Source organism: Glaciibacter superstes DSM 21135, assembly GCF_000421145.1.
Lineage (GTDB): Bacteria > Actinomycetota > Actinomycetes > Actinomycetales > Microbacteriaceae > Cryobacterium > Cryobacterium superstes.
In genome coordinates, this window is the sequence record NZ_ATWH01000011.1 from 102511 (window position 1) to 120387 (window position 17877).

Annotated in this window: 13 protein-coding genes and 2 tRNA genes; 11 read left to right on the top strand and 4 right to left on the bottom strand. The window is 64.5% G+C overall.

Annotation, left to right across the window (positions count from 1 at the left end; genetic code table 11):
* The first annotated feature begins 12 nt into the window (after positions 1-12).
* Genes nudC through K323_RS0115685 form a run of 3 tightly spaced genes read left to right on the top strand, consistent with a single transcriptional unit; the run spans position 13 to position 3625 of the window.
* On the top strand, positions 13-987 hold the full coding sequence (gene nudC, locus K323_RS0115675) for an NAD(+) diphosphatase (protein ID WP_022886220.1): 975 nt from the start codon (positions 13-15) through the stop codon (positions 985-987).
* Complete coding sequence (locus tag K323_RS0115680) at positions 984-2711, top strand: ATP-dependent helicase (protein WP_022886221.1); 1728 nt, start codon at positions 984-986, stop codon at positions 2709-2711. Before nudC ends, K323_RS0115680 begins: the two co-directional genes overlap by 4 nt.
* Complete coding sequence (locus K323_RS0115685; RefSeq protein WP_022886222.1) at positions 2708-3625, top strand: NAD-dependent epimerase/dehydratase family protein; 918 nt, start codon at positions 2708-2710, stop codon at positions 3623-3625. Before K323_RS0115680 ends, K323_RS0115685 begins: the two co-directional genes overlap by 4 nt.
* A gap of 36 nt (positions 3626-3661) precedes the next feature.
* Here K323_RS0115685 and K323_RS26600 read toward each other — a convergent pair whose 3' ends face one another.
* Positions 3662-4507, bottom strand: a complete 846-nt coding sequence (locus K323_RS26600; protein ID WP_157509460.1) for a hypothetical protein — start codon at positions 4505-4507, stop codon at positions 3662-3664.
* A gap of 319 nt (positions 4508-4826) precedes the next feature.
* Here K323_RS26600 and phoA point away from each other — a divergent pair, with 319 nt between their 5' ends.
* A complete protein-coding gene (gene phoA, locus K323_RS29015; protein ID WP_425402284.1) occupies positions 4827-6608 on the top strand; it encodes an alkaline phosphatase in 1782 nt (593 codons plus the stop codon).
* Between the two features lie 161 nt (positions 6609-6769).
* Here the strand turns inward: phoA and K323_RS26610 are convergent, their stop codons facing one another.
* Complete coding sequence (locus tag K323_RS26610; protein ID WP_084697403.1) at positions 6770-8074, bottom strand: zinc-dependent metalloprotease; 1305 nt, start codon at positions 8072-8074, stop codon at positions 6770-6772.
* Positions 8075-8303: 229 nt separating this feature from the next.
* On the opposite strand from K323_RS26610, the gene K323_RS0115705 reads away from it, so the two are divergent.
* From K323_RS0115705 to K323_RS0115715, 3 genes are all read left to right on the top strand, one after another.
* Entirely contained in the window at positions 8304-9437 is a 1134-nt protein-coding gene (locus tag K323_RS0115705) for a YlbL family protein (RefSeq protein WP_026851720.1), read from the top strand.
* Positions 9438-9549: 112 nt separating this feature from the next.
* Positions 9550-12486, top strand: coding sequence for a UPF0182 family membrane protein (locus K323_RS0115710; RefSeq protein WP_022886227.1), 2937 nt, complete (start codon positions 9550-9552; stop codon positions 12484-12486).
* A 119-nt stretch (positions 12487-12605) separates the two neighbouring features.
* A tRNA-Met gene (locus K323_RS0115715) sits at positions 12606-12682 on the top strand.
* Positions 12683-12891: 209 nt separating this feature from the next.
* On the opposite strand, the gene K323_RS26615 is transcribed toward K323_RS0115715, so the two are convergent.
* On the bottom strand, positions 12892-13377 hold the full coding sequence (locus K323_RS26615; protein WP_022886228.1) for a winged helix-turn-helix transcriptional regulator: 486 nt from the start codon (positions 13375-13377) through the stop codon (positions 12892-12894).
* A gap of 123 nt (positions 13378-13500) precedes the next feature.
* On the opposite strand from K323_RS26615, the gene K323_RS0115725 reads away from it, so the two are divergent.
* From K323_RS0115725 to K323_RS0115735, 3 genes are all read left to right on the top strand, one after another.
* Positions 13501-14154: an NAD(P)H-dependent oxidoreductase gene (locus K323_RS0115725; RefSeq protein ID WP_022886229.1), complete on the top strand. Its 654-nt coding sequence runs from the start codon at positions 13501-13503 to the stop codon at positions 14152-14154.
* Between the two features lie 53 nt (positions 14155-14207).
* A complete protein-coding gene (locus tag K323_RS0115730) occupies positions 14208-14831 on the top strand; it encodes an NADPH-dependent F420 reductase (RefSeq protein ID WP_022886230.1) in 624 nt (207 codons plus the stop codon).
* Between the two features lie 230 nt (positions 14832-15061).
* Positions 15062-15135 (top strand) — tRNA-Met (locus K323_RS0115735).
* Between the two features lie 61 nt (positions 15136-15196).
* Here the strand turns inward: K323_RS0115735 and K323_RS0115740 are convergent.
* A complete protein-coding gene (locus tag K323_RS0115740) occupies positions 15197-16198 on the bottom strand; it encodes a substrate-binding domain-containing protein (protein ID WP_022886231.1) in 1002 nt (333 codons plus the stop codon).
* Between the two features lie 292 nt (positions 16199-16490).
* Here K323_RS0115740 and K323_RS0115745 point away from each other — a divergent pair, with 292 nt between their 5' ends.
* On the top strand, positions 16491-17810 hold the full coding sequence (locus K323_RS0115745) for an ABC transporter substrate-binding protein (protein ID WP_022886232.1): 1320 nt from the start codon (positions 16491-16493) through the stop codon (positions 17808-17810).
* Positions 17811-17877 lie beyond the last annotated feature (67 nt).

Sequence of the window (17877 nt, forward strand, 5' to 3'; positions counted from 1 at the left end):
GAAGAGGTCACCATGTCGTTTGCGTTCACAACGCGGCTGCCGCTGTCGCGTCACGAGGTCGACCGCGATCATGCCAGGCGCGGCGCGGACGGCTTCCTGGAATCGGTTCGTGCCGATGCCGCAACGCGCAGCCTGCTGCTCTGGAAGGGCAAAGCCCTGGTGCGGGAAGCTCCGCTGAGTACGCACGACCGGATAGAACTCGACCTTCGTCCGCTCGAAACCGTGCCGACCGGAGACTTCAGCCTTTATCTCGGACTGTCGCTTGCGCAGGATGCTGCAGAGCCGGCCGGGACCCCTCTTCTCGCCGTGATCCTCGGGGATGAGGACGCGGTAGCGGTGGAACCGGATCCACATCGCTGGATCGGGCTCCGCGACGCGGCCACCGCTACATCTGACCGCGACGCCGGTGCTTTCACCGAGGCGCTGGCGATGGTGAATTGGCACGCCTCGCATGCACACTGCCCGCGTTGCGGCGCAGCGACCCTCGTTGAGGACTCCGGCTGGACCAGACGGTGTCCCGTCGATGGCAGCCAGGTGTTTCCGCGTACCGATCCGGCAGTGATCGTGCTGATCGAAGATGCCGACGAGCGAGTGCTGCTCGGTGCGAACGCGATGTGGGAACAGAACCGGTATTCCCTCCTGGCCGGCTTCGTCGAGCCAGGGGAGTCACTCGAGGCCGGTGTGATCAGGGAGATGTATGAGGAGTCCGGCCTCGTGGTCACGGACCCGGAGTACCTCGGTTCCCAGCCGTGGCCGTTCCCCGCTTCGGTGATGTGCGGATTCACGGCACGACTCGCCGACGGGCAGAACCCCGACGACGTGGTGCCAGACGGTGAGGAGATCATCGACCTGCGCTGGTTCAGCCGAGACGAACTGCGGGCAGAACTGGGGGGAGTCATTCTGCCAGGTGCCTCGTCGATCGCGCGCGCCATGCTCGAACGCTGGCTCGGTGAGCCCATCGAACTCCCCGGAGAGACACACCGATGAATGCGCCAGGTGACGCCGGCCCCGACGCACTGCTGGATGGTCTGGACGACCAGCAGCGTGTAGCAGCGGAGGCGCTCATCGGCCCAGTGTGCATGCTTGCCGGTGCCGGAACCGGCAAGACCAGGGCGATCACGCATCGCATCGCGTATGGCGTGCTCACCGGTGTTTACGCACCCAACCGGGTGATGGCACTCACCTTCACGTCGCGCTCTGCCGCAGAGCTGCGTGGGCGGCTCCGCCAATTGGGCGCAGGCGGAGTGGCGGCTCGCACCTTCCACGCCGCCGCGCTCTCGCAACTCAACTACTTCTGGCCACACGTGGTCGGCGGCCAGGTACCACGCATCCTCGACGGCAAGGCACGACTGCTCGGCCACGCCGCAGAACAACTGAAACTGAAGCTCGACACGGCCACCCTCCGCGACCTCGCCGGCGAGATCGAGTGGCGCAAGGTGTCTGGACTGAGTGTCTCGCAGTACGAATCAGAGATAACCAAGCGGAGCCTGCCTGGGCGCCTCGATGCCGGCCAGTCCGTCGAGATGCACCACGCGTACGAGCGGTTGAAAGACGAACGAAAGCAACTCGACTTCGAGGACGTGCTGCTCGCCATGGCCGGAATGATTGAGGCCGAACCGTCTGTCGCCCTGCAGGTGCGCGAGCAGTACCGCTTTTTCATCGTCGACGAGTACCAGGACGTCTCGCCGCTGCAGCATAACCTCCTCTCCCAGTGGCTCGGCGACCGCAGAGACCTGTGCGTCGTCGGAGATGCCAGCCAGACCATCTACTCCTTCGCCGGGGCACGCAGCGACTACCTGCTCGACTTCCCGAAGCGATACGAGGATGCGACCGTGGTGCGGCTCGAACAGAACTACCGGTCGACCGGGCCCATCGTTGCCACCGCAAACCAGTTGATGCGTGGCCGCCCCGGTGCCCTGTCGCTGCAGGCGGTAGCCACAGAAGAAGGGCCTCCCCCCGCCGTTTCTGACTATCCGACCGACATGGCAGAGGCCCGCGGGGTCGCCCAGCGCATCCTCGAGCTCATCGAGGCGGGCACCAGACCTGAGCAGATCGCCGTGCTCTACCGCGTGAACGTACAGTCGCAGGCGCTGGAGACGGCGCTCGGGGATGTCGGCGTGAGCTACCTGATCCGGGGATCGAAGCGTTTTTTCGACCTCCCGGAAGTCAAACAGGCGGTCATGTCGCTTCGCGCCGCATCCGTTTCTATCGTGGGGGAGCCTCTGTTCAAATCGGTGAGCGACGTGCTGCGATCGCTCGGCTGGCGGCAGAACCCTCCGGAGGCGCCCGGTGCCGTGCGGGATCGCTGGGAGTCGCTCAATGCACTCATGGGCCTGGTCGACCAGGCCGCGCCCGGGACGACATTCAGGCAGTTCACCGACGAGCTGATGGAACGCCAGGCCGGCCAGCACGAGCCGACCGTCTCTGCGGTGACCCTCGCGACGCTGCACTCGGCGAAGGGCCTTGAATGGGATGCGGTGTTTGTCGTCGGTCTCTCAGAAGGTCTGGTGCCGATCAGTTACGCGAGCACGTTCGAACAGGTCGATGAGGAAAGACGGTTGCTCTACGTGGGAATCACGCGGGCAAGGAAGCGGCTGGCGCTGAGCTGGGCCGCCGCCGGCCAGCCGGGGCAGCAGCGCGCGCGCAGGGAGCGGTCGCGGTTTCTCTCCGAGATCGGCGTCCGCACCGCGCGGGCGGCGGGGGTGCGGTGAAGATCGCGATCACGGGTGGCACCGGTTTTGTCGGCCGCCACCTGGCCGAGCGGTTCGATCCGGACGACGTGGTCGTCGACTCTCGACGCACCGGGGTCGATGTTGACGATGTCGACGCGCTGACGAAGGCATTCAACGGATGCGACGTGGTGGCGCACTGCGCAGGCATCAACCGGGAGATCGGCGCACAGACCTACGACCGGGTGCACGTGCAGGGAACCAGGGCGGTCATCGAGGCGGCTGAACGGGCCGGCGTGAAGAAGATCGTGATGCTGAGCTTCCTGAGGGCCAGGCCGGCATGCGGCTCGGCCTACCACGAGTCGAAATGGGCGGCAGAGGAACTCATCCGTGCTGCTGGGCATGACGGGGCCGGGCAAGGCGGGGCCGGGCTCGACTTCACCATCCTGAAAGCCGGCATGATCTACGGGCGCGGTGATCACCTGATCGACCACCTCAGCCACACCGTGTTCACTCTCCCGCTGTTCGCCACCGTCGGTCTTCGCGAGAAACCGATCCGGCCGATTCCGGTCGGTGACCTGATCGACATCCTCTATGCCGCATCGACGGGGCGGATGCCGCGTGAGACGGTGGCGGTGACGGGGGCCGAAGAATTAATGCTCAGCGACGCCGCCAGGCGCCTCGCACGGGTGGTCGGCCGACGATTGTGGGTCATTCCGCTGCCGGTGTGGGTGCTCTACGTCATCGCGCAACTCACCGAATGGACGATGAAGGTCCCGTTGATCGCCAAGGCCCAGGTGCGCATGCTGGCGGAGGGAGTGGTCGACGCGGCACCGCCCGCGCCTGGCGTTCCCGCCGATCTCGCGCCCCACACCCGGTTCACCGACGAGCAGATCCGCCTCGCGCTCCCCGAACCGGGCGGATTCGGCCTTCGCGATCTCCTGTTCAGGCGGTGATTCTTGGCGGGCGCTGATGGGTGTCAGGGTGATGCGTCAGGCGCTCCTGCGTGACGAATCGGGCGTGAGGGTGGCCAACCCCGGCAGGACGCCGCATCCGCACCTTTCATGCACCCGATGCACGTGCCGGGTGACGTGACCGTTTGGATCGACGCCGAGTGAGTGTGCCCTGAGCCGGTTGGTGCGGCCGGCGAGGTGGTCATCGACCAGGGCGGCAACCCTGGCCACGACGTCGAGGCTGAGCCGCACCGATTCGGCGGGCGGATGCCGCGTGAGGAGCTGGGCCGCGATGGCGGGCCAGGCCGGATCTGTATCTGCCCGTTCCAGTTCGACACAGAACAGGCAGGGGCTGTCGCCGGGTTCTACCATTGGGCCGATGCGGGCGCCGTTGTCGCCGAACAGCACGGGCAGGTGGGGGATGTCCCGGCGCAACCAGCGCCGATGTCGTTCAGGGTCGAACACGTAGTAGCCGAACAGGACCACCAGGTCTGCTTCATCGGCTTCACCATCAGGGCAGACCGGGATGCCGAGCTCGCCGAGGGCGCCGCGCAGCCGGTTCGCGCTCTGGCCCGCTCCGTCGATGTGGACGGACTTCACGATGGCGCGTGCCGCCTCGATTGCGTGGTGCCGCTCGTGCGCGGGCGCGACGAGGGCCGGTCGGAGCTGTTTCAAGAACGCCGTGATCGTGGAGTGGTCCGCACCGGCTTCCTCGCCCAGCATGTACAGTCCGCTCCGGGGGACACCCGCCTGCAATGCAAACAGCATCACTTCGATGGCCGGCGTGACCCTGTCGACGACCGCAACCGGTCGGTCGATGCCGAGCTGAATGGTGTCGGGTGAGCGCCAGACCAGCGGATGCTCCGGGTTCAGTTTCAGGATCATGCGCACGATCATGCACCCAACACCGGGGTCCCCGCAGAAGTTATCCACAGGCCAGGGGTACCCGCGTCGTCCCGAAACCCGTCACGGCATCATGACCGCTGCCACGACCACCTGTTCATCGCGCAGCAGCCTGGGGAACACCCGCAGTTAACCCGGTGCCGATTGCCTGAGTACGGTCGCCCATCGCGGCCGTGACCATCAGGGGAAGGCTCACCATCACCATGAATTCACTTCGAAGTCGGCGTACGGCTCGCGGGTTGCTCGCGATCGTCGGTGCCACCGCCATTGCGGTCTGCGGCGTTCTTGTGCCGGCGGCGGCATACGCGTCCGCGGAAGAACCTGGCGGATCTGCCAGACGCGACGTCGACTGCGCGCATCCATCACCGACGGCCCGGCGAAGAATGTCATTTTGGTCATCGGTGACGGCATGGGTGACTCCGAGATCACGATCGCCCGAAACTACGCGGAAGGGGCTGGCGGAAACTTCGAGGGCATCGATGCACTTCCGCTCACGGGCTCGTACACCACCTACTCGCTGTACAAGACCGGGCATGAGAACGCCGGCAAACCGGACTACGTTCCCGACTCCGCGGCCACCGGTACCGCATGGGCGACCGGCACCAAGTCATACGACAACGCCGTGTCCGTCGACATCAACGGCACACCGCACGACACTCTCCTGGAACTGGCCCGCGCCAACGGCCTGCGCACCGGAAACGTCACGACGTCTGAGATTCAGGATGCGACTCCGGCCGTTCAGATCGCACACGTCGATGCGCGTTCCTGCTACAGCCCCAGCCGGGTTGAGCAGTGCGGCGACGACGCCCTCGACAAGGGCGGCCTCGGATCGATCAGCGAGCAGTTGATCGACACCAGGGCCGACGTGACGTTCGGCGGCGGAGCCTCGTACTTCGAGGAACAGGCCATCGCGGGCGACTACGAGGGCCAGAGCCTGTTCGAGCAGGCAGAAGCGCGCGGTTACCAGGTCGCCAACGACGCTGCCGCACTTGCGGCAGTGACGGAAGCCGGCGCCCAGTCCCCGGTTCTCGGCCTCTTCAGCCCGAAGAACATGCCGACGCGTTACCTGAGCACGCCGGCCACCATCGGCGGCGCCGACCTTCCGCCGGTCACCTGCGAGGCCAACCCAGACGCACTCCCGGCCGAGTTGCAGCTGAACAGCCTGACCACCAAGGCCATCGACCTGCTCGACAACCCGGAGTCTGAAGCCGGCTTCTTCCTGCAGGTTGAGAGTGCGAGCATCGACAAGCAGAACCACGCGTCGGATGCCTGCGGCCAGATCGGTGAAACCGTGCAGCTTGATGAGGCGGTCAAGTCGGCCATCGACTTCGCGAAGGCCGATGGCGACACCCTCGTCATCGTCACGGCTGACCATGCCCACACCAGCCAGATCGTCGACAGCACCCCTGAGCACACCTTCAGCATTGCGCTGAACACCGCAGACGGCGCTCCGATGAAGGTCAACTACGGCACCTCCACGACGATCACGGGCCAGCAGCACACGGGTTCACAGCTTCGGATCGCCGCTTACGGTCCAGGTGGAGCCAACGTCGTCGGCCTCACCGACCAGTCAGACACCTTCTTCACGATCGCGAACGCGCTCTCACTGAACCGCGACCTCGCGTCACTGAGCGCCGGTGCGGGGCTCACCCTCCCGAAGACCTCGTTCGCTCCTGGCGAGGAGTTCCAGGTCAGCGCCACCGGGTTCGCGGGCGATCGCCAGCTGAGCGGCGTTGTCGAGTCGGAGCCGGTTTCCCTGGCACGCACCGACGTGATCAACGGGGCCGTTGCCTACACGGTCACTGCGCCGACCGAAGCGGGGGAGCACACGGTCACCCTGACCGGTGCACAGACGGGCGCTGAAGTTGTCGCCAACTTCTCGGTGACCGCAGACGGCCAGCCGGTGCCGAACCCCGAGCCGAGCGAAGGTGCAGCAGCTCCTGGTGCGGGCAACGGCGGAGGGCCCATCGACCTCGCGTCGGCCGGCGCCGTCGTGCTGCCGTTCGCCCTGGCCGCTGCGATCATGCTCGGACTCGGACTGATCGCCCTCCGTCGCCGTCGTGGGGCCATCGGCGAGCACTAACAGCGCATCGAAACGGGCGGGCGCCAACCGGTGTCCGCCCCATTTCGCTGGGATCCAGAGCGCGGGCATCCGTTCGAAATTGACGGACAATCTCGTTATTCGGGCCTCAATTGGGCCGATTCACCGGGGTTCGCGCAAAATATCCGTCGATTTCGCAGAAGCTACTCCTCGTGAGGCCGCTCGGCGCCGTCATCGCGCAGCAGGTCTTCGAGCGCCTGGTCGACGTCGTCGAGCGCCGGTTCCTCTCCCTTCGAGAGTGAGGTGAGCCGGGTCAAGAGTGCCTGCGGATCATCGAGATCTTCTGCCGTCGGCAGGATGTCAGGGTGCGCCCAGAGTGCGTCGCGGCCTTCGTTGCCGACGGCATCCGTCACCGCTTGCCACAGAGCGGCCGCATCACGCAACCGGCGCGGGCGGAGCTCGAGGCCGACCAACGTCGCGAAAGCCGACTCTGCCGGCCCGCCGGACGCCCTGCGGCGCCTGACGGTCTCAGCGATCGCACCCGACGAGGGGAGCCTGGTCGTCGCCTCGGCCGTCACAACGTCGACCCAGCCCTCGATGAGGGCGAGCATGGTCTCGAGGCGGGCGAGGGCGGCGAGCTGGGCGTCGCTCTTCGGTGGAATGAGCGAACCGTTGACCATCGCCTGGCGAAGTTCTTCAGGGTTGGAGGGGTCGAAGCCCTCTGCCAGCTCCTCGAGGCGGTCGGTGTCGATGCTAATGCCGCGGGCGAATTCGGTGATCGACGTGATGAGGTGCAGGCGAAGCCAACGGGCGTGACGGAACAGCCGCGCGTGCGCGAGTTCCCGCACCGCAAGGTAGATCTGCACCTGGTCTGTCGGAATGTCGAGGCCTTCACCGAACGCGGCGACGTTCTGGGGGAGAAGCGCCGCCTGCTGCTCATCGAGCAGCGGAATCCCGATGTCGCCACCGGAGACCACTTCGCTCGACAGCTGCCCGACGACCTGGCCGAGCTGGATCGCGAACAGGGTGCCGCCGAGGCTGCGCATCACCTGGCTCGCATTCTGGATCATGCCCTGCATCTCTTCCGGTGCCTGCTCGGTGAGAACACGGGTCAGCGAGTCGGAGATGCTGGTTGCAACGGGTTCTGCCAACTGTGACCAGAGCGGCAGGGTCGCGGTGACCCACTCCTTGCGCGTCATCAGGCGTGGTTCGATGGTCAGTTCTGCCACCGAGATCACGTCGTCGAGCCACAGCGCCGCGATGTGGAAGGCCTGTTCGAGTTGGGTGCGCTGCTCGTCGGTTGCGGTGAGCTGTCCGGCCGCCGCGCGCTCCTGGCCTTGCTTCAGGGCGATGCTCCAGTCGATGCCGCCGGTTCCGTTGCCCTGCAAAGCGCCACGAAGTTGGCTCATCAGTGCGGCAACACTGGCCGGGTCATTCGGCAGGCCGGCTGCACCGGCGAGCTGGCTTGGGTCGATCGACGAGTTTCCGGAGAGCATTTCGCGCAGCATGTCCTGGAACTCATCGGCATTCTGGCCATCTGGGTTCTGGTTGTCGTTCTGATCGTCGTTGGGGTTCTGACCCTCGCCGGGTCGTGAGTCGTCGGCCACTTCAGGCACCTCTCAGTTACGTGCTTCTACGCTAGCCCGAGAAGCCTCGTCGGAACTGGGAAATGTCCTATGCTGAAGGGCTTCGGTGTCCGCCTGTCGCGAACACTTCGCCGCACCAGATAGGACACGCGTGGCCCTCTTCTCCGATGACAGGATGCCGGATGGACGGATGCCCGCCGAACGAGCGCACATTACCCGACGCGGCGGAGGGGCCGGCCGGACCGGTTGGATCGTGCTGTGTATTGCGATCGCGATCGGCCTGATCCTCGCCGTTGCGCCCGCTCCCTATGTCATCGACAAGCCCGGGCCGGTCTACAACACGCTCGGCACGGCAGACCATGACGGTGAAGAACGGCCGCTGATCAGCATCCCGGATGAGAAGGTGTATCCGACGAGCGGCAGCCTCGACCTGCTGACCGTCTCCCGTGTGGGCAACCCGGACACCAGGCCGAACTGGCTCGCCGTGATGGGTGCCTGGCTGGCGTCGAGCGAGGCCGTTGTGCCGATCGACGTGGCGTATCCGCCCAGCGTGACCACCGAACAGCGCGAACAGGCGAACGAGGCGTTGATGGTCGACTCCCAGCAGGACGCTATCGCCGCAGCGCTGACGGAACTCGGCTACGACTACCCGACGACTCTGACTGTGGTGTCCCTGTCGACCGACTCTCGTTCGGAGGGCATCATCGAACCCGACGACCAGGTGGTGTCGGTCAATGGTGAGGCGGTCGCAGGCGTCGAGGAGCTTCGTGAGGCGTTGAACGACAACGGCGCGGATACGGAAGCCACGATCGGCATCATCCGCGACGGGGTGGAGAAGGACGTCATTGTCACGCCCGCCGACGTGGGCGGCGCCGTGGTCGCCGGCATCAATGTCGGCGTCGAATACGACTTTCCCATTGACGTCGAACTGCAACTCGACCGGGTCGGTGGCCCGAGTGCGGGCATGATGTTCGCGCTGGGCATCATCGACAAACTCACGCCGGGGAAGATCCAGGGCGGAGAACACGTCGCCGGTACCGGAACCATCGACCAGTCGGGAAAGATCGGGGCCATCGGTGGCATTCGACAGAAGCTCTACGGGGCGAGGGACGCCGGCGCAGAGTGGTTTCTCACACCGGAATCAAACTGCAATGAAGTGACCGGCCACGTTCCAGACGGTCTCACCGTTTTCGCGGTTGAGACGCTCGACGACTCGCTTGCGGCCCTCGAAGCGATCCGCACGGGCGAAGGTGCGAGCGAGCTGCCGACCTGTCCGGTGGACTGACGGCACGCTCGGGTCTTCTTTCGTGGGGGTTCTCCCAGCAGCGTTTGTCTAGGATGGAACTCAGACGTGTTCCAACGCACAGACGTGTTTCAACAAGCAAGAGGCGACGTACGTGACATCAGCATCAGCCGACCGCGCTCCCAGACGGAGCAGAGCCCCTCTCGCGATCACGATCGCGGTGATCGCCGCACTGGTGATCCTCTTCTTCATCTTCTCCGGCTTCTACGCCGACATCCTCTGGTTCGACCAGCTCGGGTTCCTGAGCGTTCTGACGACGCAGTGGCTCGCCGGCGCTGTCATGTTCCTCATCGGGTTCGTCGCGATGGCCGTGCCGATCTGGCTGAGCATCCAGCTCGCCTATCGTCTGCGTCCCGTCTACGCAAAGCTCAATTCCCAGCTCGACCGCTACCAGCAGGTCATCGAGCCGCTCCGCCGCCTCGCGATGTACGGTATCCCGGCGCTTCTCGGATTGTTCGCCGGTGTCGCGGCGTCGACGAACTGGGAAGCCGCCCTGATGTGGCTGAACCGCACCGAGGTCGGTAAGACCGACCCGCAGTTCGGCTTCGACATCTCCTTCTACCTGTTCGATCTGCCCTTCTTCCACGCGGTGCTCGGATTCGCGTCCGCCGTCGTGTTCATCTCGGCAATCGTGGCCGCGGCCACCAGCTACCTCTACGGCGCGGTGCGAATCAGCGGGCGTGAGGTAGTGATCTCCAAGTCGGCGCGGATCCAGATCGCCATCACCGCTGCCATCTACCTCCTGATCCAGGCCGTCAGCATCTGGCTCGACCAGTACTCAACGCTGACGGACACCAACGACCTGATCACCGGCGCGGGGTACACCGATGTGAACGCCACGATCCCGGGCCGCGCCATCCTGGCCGGTATCGCGGCCGTGGTGGCTGTTCTCTTCATCGTGACGGCGATCATCGGCCGCTGGCGGCTACCGGTCATCGGCACCGTCCTGCTCATCGTCTCGAGCCTGCTGATCGGCTCGCTGTACCCGTGGGTGGTGCAGCGCTTCCAGGTCGACCCGAGCGCGAAGACGCTCGAGGCGGAGTACATCCAGCGCAACATCGATCTCACCAGGGACGCGTACGGGCTCTCCGATATTGAGGACATCCCGTACAACGCGTCGACGACCGCAGAGCCGGGAGCATTGCGGGCAGACGCGGAGACGACCGCCAACATCCGTATTCTCGATCCGGCGCTGGTGTCAGACTCGTTCGCCCAGCTCGAGCAGTTCAAGCAGTACTACCAGTTCCCCGGAAACCTCGACGTCGACCGCTACACGATCGACGGTGAGTCGCAAGACACGGTGGTGGCCGTGCGAGACCTCAATCTGGCCGGCCTGAACACCGGTAACACGTGGGTGAACAGCACACTGGTGTACACACACGGTTATGGCATGGTCGCGGCGTATGGAAATCAGCGCTCGGCCGACGGACAGCCGGTGTTCCTCGAATCCGGCATTCCGACGACCGGTGCGCTCGGTGAGTTCGAGCCGCGCGTGTACTTCGGTGAGACATCGCCCGAGTACTCGATCGTCGGTGGTGGCGACGACAGCAAGCCGGTTGAGCTCGACTACCCGGCAGGCGAAGACGGCGCGCAGCAGACGTACACGACCTTTGAGGGCGATGGCGGGCCGAAGCTCGACAACGCGTTCAAGAAGCTCGTGTACGCGCTGAAGTTCCAGTCGGAGCAGATCTTCCTCGCTGATTCGGTCAACGACAAATCGCAGATCATGTACGACCGTGATCCGGTCACGCGGGTGCAGAAGGTCGCCCCGTACCTGACCCTCGACTCCGACGCGTACCCGTCGGTGATCGATGGCAAGATCCAGTGGGTCATCGACGCGTACACCACGAGCGCGAACTACCCGTACTCGACGCCGGTGAGTCTCTCAGAGGCCATCACAGACACCGAGACCCCTCCGCAGCCGTTTGCGCTCGACCACGTGAACTACATGCGCAACTCGGTCAAGGCCACGGTTGACGCCTACGACGGTTCGGTGACCCTGTACGCCTGGGACGACGAGGACCCGATCCTCGAGACCTGGCAGAAGATCTTCCCGTCGACGCTCAAGCCGATGAGCGAGATGAGCGGTGACCTGATGAGCCACGTGCGGTACCCGGCCGACCTGTTCAAGGTGCAGCGCGACATCCTGGGCCAGTACCACGTGACGGATGCCGGCTCCTTCTACTCGAGGGATGATGCCTGGATCACGCCGAATGACCCGGTCTCGCCGTCGACGAACACGACGCTGCAGCCGCCGTATTACCTGACGATGCAGGTGCCGGGGCAGGACGAGCCGACGTACTCGCTGTACTCGACCTTCATCCCGGATGAGTCGGGGGAGACCAGCCGGAACGTGCTGACCGGTTATCTCGCGGTCGACGCTGACGCCGGATCCACCGACGGTGAACGTGCGGAGGGGTACGGGAAGCTGCGAATGCTCATCCTGCCCGATACGGTGACGGTCCCAGGTCCCGGGCAGGTGCAGGCGAAGTTCAACGCCGACCCGACGGTCTCGACAGAGCTGAACCTGTTGAAGCAGGGCCAGTCGCGCGTCATCAACGGAAACCTGCTTACGCTTCCGGTCGGTGGTGGACTGTTGTACGTGCAGCCGGTCTATGTGGAGTCGACGGGTGAGACGAGCTACCCGCTGCTGCAGAAGGTGCTGGTTGCGTTCGGTGACCAAATCGCCTTCGAAGACACGCTCGACAAGGCGCTTGACGTGTTGTTCGGTGGAGACTCTGGTGCGAGCGCCGGTGACACCGACGTGCCGCCGAGCGAAGAGGTGACGCCGCCATCGGGAACAACGCCGCCCGTGGAGGGCGAGACGCCTCCCGAGGGGACGACAACTCCGCCGTCGTCAACGGGGGACCCGGCGACGGATGCCCAGCTGAAGTCCCTTCTCGACGTCGCGAACCAGGCGGTGAAAGACAAGCAGGCGGCTCTGAGCGCCGGTGACTTCGCCGCGTACGGTGTTGCAGACAAGAAGCTGACGGAGACCATAGCCAGCATGCTGGCGCTCCTGGGCGAGTAGTTCTCGCGTTATCCCGTCGCCGCCTCCGGTCACTGACCGGGGGCGGCGACGTGTTTTTCGGGAGGATCCTGCGCTGGTTCGACGGGGCTTTTCCCCTGTGCTAGAGTTGTTGCTTGTGCCGCGGGGTGGAGCAGTTCGGTAGCTCGCTGGGCTCATAACCCAGAGGTCGTAGGTTCAAATCCTGCCCCCGCAACCAAGAAGTCCCGGTCAGATTCGGTTTTTCGGTCCCTGCAAAGGGAATGAAGAATGACTGACTCGGCACTAATCCGGCGCAGCCCCAAGCTGCGCCGGATTTTTTCGTCTCTGCGCCAGCGCTGGCCTTGAATCACCTCGCGAGCGCTCGGACTCGGCGAAGTCTGCCGTGCTCAGCGAAGGGGCCGGGCTGGAGCACTTCGAGTGCGCCGATCATGAAATGTCCGGCGTGGGATGCCGAAACAACTCCCTCTGGTCGAGAGTGACGTCTGCCTCGCCGGGTGCGTCGCTATCGAATGCTCGCCGGTTGCCGGCGATCGTGTGCTGGTGCTCTTTCACCCAGTCGCCCAGGGTGAGCGCCACGAGTTGGAGCGACCGGCCGAGGGCAGTGAGCTCGTACTCGACCCGCGGCGGCACCTCGGCGTAGATGGTGCGCGAGACGAGGCCGTCGCGCTCCAGGGCGCGCAGGGTGACGGTGAGCATCCGGCGGGAGATGCCCGGGATGGTCTCGGAGAGGTCGGTGAACCTCCGCCGCTCTTCGCCGAGCACCCCGATCACTAGCAGCGTCCACTTGTCCCCGATGCGGGAGAGCAGCGACCGGAACATGCTGGGGTCATCGCTCGTGCAGAGCTGGGCCATGGTGGGCATGGACTGGATGAGCCGGGCCTGCAGCTCATCGATCGACATCTGCTGAGTCATCTGCTCTCCTTCGGTTACCGCCGGGTAACGGGGGATCGTTTGCGGTAACGGGAGCCCGACGTGCAGAGTTACTGATGGTAACTATAGCCGGGTCGCCGACCCGAAGCCGATCAAAGGAGTGTCATGTCCCTGTTTCGCCTGGATGCCAGTATCCGCACCGAGGGTTCGACGAGCCGCGCCCTGGGCGATATCGTCGAAGCCGAGTGGCGCGCCGCTCACCCCGACGCCGCGACCACCCGCCGTCACATCGGCGTCGAGCCGGTGCCTGCCACCGCCTGGTCCGACTCCGTGGCCGCGTCGATGACTCCCGAGTCCGAGCGCACGCCCGACCAGTCTGCCGCGGCCGGCCTGGCCAGCGCACTGACCGACGAGCTCGCCGCGGCCGACGCGCTGCTGTTCGCCGTGCCGCTCTACAACTTCGGCGTCTCGCAGCACTTCAAGTCCTACGTCGACCTCGTGCTGACCGACCCGCGCATGGCACCCGGCGCGCTCCCGGCGACCTCTGGCAAGCCGGCGGTGCTGGTGACGGTGCAGGGCGGCAACTACTCCGCCGGATCGCCCAAGGAGGGCTGGGACCACGCCACCGCCTGGATGCGGCGCATCCTCGAGGACGTTTGGCAGCTAGATCTCGAGGTAGTGACGCGCGAGTTCACGCTCGTCGGCGTGAACCCCGCCCTCGACCAATTCACCGAATTGGCTGACGAACTGAAGCTGCGCGCTGAAGGCCAGGCCACCCGGCACGGGCGCTCCCTCGATCGCTTCCCTCTGGCCGCCTGAACCGGAGCACCCGCCTGGGTTCGATTCAAACGAGAGAAAGAGAGTACTCATCCATGAGCAGCATCAGTTTCATCGGTCTGGGGGGCATGGCCAGCGCCATAGCCGCTCGCGCGGTCGCGGGCGGCAACACCGTCGAGCTCATCGGCCGTGACGCGGCCAAAGCCAAGGGCCTGGCTGCCGCGCTCGGCGGCGGAGCCACGGCTGGGACATTCGGCACTGTCCCTGCTGGCGATATCGTCGTTCTCGCCGTGCCGTACACCAGCGCCGTGCAGGTCGTCGCCCAGTACGGGGATGCATTGGCCGGCAAGGTCATCATCGACATTTCCAACACCTTCAACGCCGACGCCACCGGGCTGGTGACACCTGTCGGCACTTCCGGTGCGCAGGAGATCGCCAAGGCCGTCCCGGCGAGCGCGCATGTCGTGAAGGCGTTCAACACCGTCTTCGGCCACGTCCTGGCCCAGGGGCACTCGTTGGACGTGTTCTTCGCCGGAGATGATGCGCGGGCCAAGGCCTCTGTGTCAGCGTTCATCGAGAGCCTCGGACTGCGTCCGCTCGATGTCGGCGGCCTGGAGATGGCCCTCTGGTTGGAAGGGATGGGGCCGCTGATGATGGGCCTGGCCCGCCACGGCGTGGGGAGCTTCAACCTCTCCCTCGGCGTCAGCGTTCTCAGCTGAGCGCACATACTATCGAACGGACGATCTCAGCCGGGCTGATTACGAGCAAGCAACTGACGACAAAAACGCGCGGCGACAACTCGGCGCGATGGCGTCTCAAACGAGGTCGAGCTGGCTCGAGCGATCACTAAACGTGGGCTAAACTGATCACACCAACGTAAACAGCTGGATCGAGAAATTTCGATCTGACTAGGATATGGCGAGGAATGACCACCGCAAGGGGTCAGCGTCGCGGGGTGGAGCAGTTCGGTAGCTCGCTGGGCTCATAACCCAGAGGTCGTAGGTTCAAATCCTGCCCCCGCAACAAGTGTTCATCTGAACGCGTAGGCCCGGAATCATTGCGATTCCGGGCCTTTTGCTTTGCTTCACGGGCGATGGGCACCACAGGATTCGCGCAAAATGAGTGAGCCTTCGAAGAGTTGGTGACCGGCAGGCTCGTCGCCCGTGCGCAGGACCAACCGAACGGCTTCCTGGGCCATGTGAGTGATGGGCTGCGCCAGCGTGGTCAGGCCCGGCCACGCGTATTCGGCGTCACGAGAGCCGTCGAATGACACGATAGCGATCTCGTCAGGAACAGCAATGTCAACCTCGTGGAGACGTTTCAGCACGCCGATTGCGATGGTATCTGAGGCAACGAAGACCGCACGAGGCCGGCGTTCTCCTGCCACCAGTCGGTCGGCTGCTGCACGGCCGCCGTGAGGGGTATACGACGACTCGATTGCTATCCGCGGCTCGAGACCGGCGGCACGGCATGCGCTTTGCCAACCACGGAAGCGGAGGTCTTCAGGCGACGCGGTGCCCACGAACCCGATCTCGTCGTACCCATGCTCGATCAGGTGTTGAACTGCCGCGAACGCGCCGGCATACAGGTCGACGCTGATCGACCTGGAGAAGGGTGCTGACGCGTCCAGGAGCACCCACGGCATCCCGATTCGGTTGAGTTCTTCGGCATCTGTGATGCCTTCGCCCGGAACGATGAGAACGCCATCAACCTGTCGGTTGGCGAACTCAAGGAAATGCTGAAGGGTGGCCGGGTCGTTCGACGGTGACGTCGTCATATACAGCGCGTAACCGTTTCGCCGCGCTTCCAACTCCACAGCCTGTGCGAGTTCGTTGAAGAACGGATTGGTGCCGTCTGGCACGATCACAGCGAGTGTCCTGGTTGAACCCATTTTTAGTGCGCGCGCCGTGAGATTAGGGCGGTAGCCGAGTTCCTCGACCGCGTCTTTGACACGCTGCGCCGTCTTGGCGGAAACTGGCCCAGACCCGTTGAGTGTGTACGTCACGACCGCTGGACTCACTCCGGCCCGACGTGCCACGTCTGTTCGAGTGGCCCGCCGAGAATGTGCGAGGGGCAAATCGTTCACTCTTCCTCCAACCCGCTGGTGTGGGGCGCGTCTGCCTTGGATTCACACCTTACGCGGGCGCCGGTTCGTCAGCGGGTGCCCGGGATCGCGAAATCATGTGACAAACGAAACTCGCCAGCGAGCTCACTGGTGACACCCATACAGGGGACACCCTCTCTAAGATCTCGGGCGGCATTGACCCGACAGGGGAAGTTTGTCGGAAAACTTTACTCGAGTCAACTTTTGTGTAAGGCTACCCATTCGCGGCGCAGTCCTGCTCCGTTCGCGGTCTCATAACACGAAGAGGTGCACAATGATCGAACCGAAACCCCTGCGTCGCAATCTTGCGGCACTCGCCGCTTTGTCGGTTGCATCGATCGCAATGACGGGATGTTCCGTCGGTTCATTCGGGTCGTCCGACGACGGTAAAACGACGATCACCTTCCAGAACTTCAATGCGGCCGACGCGGTGAAAGCGTCAAAGCAGATGATCGCCGCATTCGAGGAGGAGAACCCAGACATCACCGTAAAACTTGACACGATCCCCGGCGGGTCCGACGGCGACAACCTGGTCAAGACCCAGTTGAGCACCGGGGACATGGACGATGTTTTTGCGTACAACTCTGGTTCGCTGTTTCAGGCGATCCGACCCGAGCAGAACCTGGTTCCCCTGACCGAAGAGTCGTGGGTGGAGACGGTTGCACCGAGTTATCTGCCCGCAGTGAGCGTCGGGGAGGACGTCTACGGCGCACCGAGTGGAACGTCAAGTCCGGGAGGTGTCCTGTACAACAAGACCGTCTACGAGCGGCTCGGCCTGAGCGTTCCGACGGCCTGGGACGAATTCCGTGCGAACAACGAGAAGATTCTCGCGGATGGTGAGGTCACGCCGATCGAACAGACCTACGGCGACAGTTGGACGGCGCAGATGTTTGTGCTTGCCGACTTCGCCAACATAGCCGCGGCTGAGCCCACCTGGGCTGCCGAATACACCGAGAACAAGGCCCACTACGCCGATGAACCTGCGTTGCAGAGCTTCACCAACCAGCAGCAGGCATTCGACGACGGTTTCTTCAACGAGGACTTTGCGTCTGCCACCTATGACGATGGCGTCCGCGCCGTCGCGACGGGAACCGCTGCGCACTATCCGATCCTCTCCGGCGCGATCAGCGCGGTTGAGCAGAACTATCCCGAGAACATCGATGACATCGGCATGTTCGCGCTGCCGGCGAAGAATGCGGCCGACACCCGTCTGACGGTCTTCCTTGCAAGCGCTTTTTACATTCCGAAGAGCACCACAGGGGAGAAGCTCGCTGCTGCGAAGAAGTTTGTTGCGTTTACCCAGTCGGCCAAGGGCTGCTCGATCTTCCTCGAGGGTGGCGTGAGCGGACCGTTTGTGAACTCGACCTGCACTCTCCCCGATAGCGTTCCAGAGGCAGTGCAGGGCCTCCAGCAGTACGTCGACGACGGGAAGTCCGGCGCGGCTCTCGAGTATCTGTCGCCCCTGAAAGGGCCGAGTCTGCCCCAGCTCGCCGTGGAGGTGGGCTCAGGCATCCGCCCGGCCGCAAGCGGTGCGCAGCTGTACGACGAGGACGTCAAGAAGCAGGCCAAGCAACTCGGCCTTGCCGGCTGGTAGACCCGTCAATCGTTTGCTGTACGGCTCGCTGCCCCGGCGTTTGCGGCGGATGGCGGCACGACTGAAA

Excerpts from the sequence above, each read along its gene's own strand:
- K323_RS26600 (WP_157509460.1), bottom strand. The coding sequence starts at position 4,507 with ATGATCCTGAAACTGAACCCGGAGCATCCGCTGGTCTGGCGCTCACCC.
- K323_RS0115745 (WP_022886232.1), top strand. The coding sequence starts at position 16,491 with ATGATCGAACCGAAACCCCTGCGTCGCAATCTTGCGGCACTCGCCGCT.
- nudC (WP_022886220.1), top strand. The coding sequence starts at position 13 with ATGTCGTTTGCGTTCACAACGCGGCTGCCGCTGTCGCGTCACGAGGTC.
- K323_RS0115680 (WP_022886221.1), top strand. The coding sequence starts at position 984 with ATGAATGCGCCAGGTGACGCCGGCCCCGACGCACTGCTGGATGGTCTG.
- K323_RS26615 (WP_022886228.1), bottom strand. The coding sequence starts at position 13,377 with ATGACTCAGCAGATGTCGATCGATGAGCTGCAGGCCCGGCTCATCCAG.
- K323_RS0115730 (WP_022886230.1), top strand. The coding sequence starts at position 14,208 with ATGAGCAGCATCAGTTTCATCGGTCTGGGGGGCATGGCCAGCGCCATA.
- K323_RS0115725 (WP_022886229.1), top strand. The coding sequence starts at position 13,501 with ATGTCCCTGTTTCGCCTGGATGCCAGTATCCGCACCGAGGGTTCGACG.
- K323_RS26610 (WP_084697403.1), bottom strand. The coding sequence starts at position 8,074 with ATGCTGCGCGAAATGCTCTCCGGAAACTCGTCGATCGACCCAAGCCAG.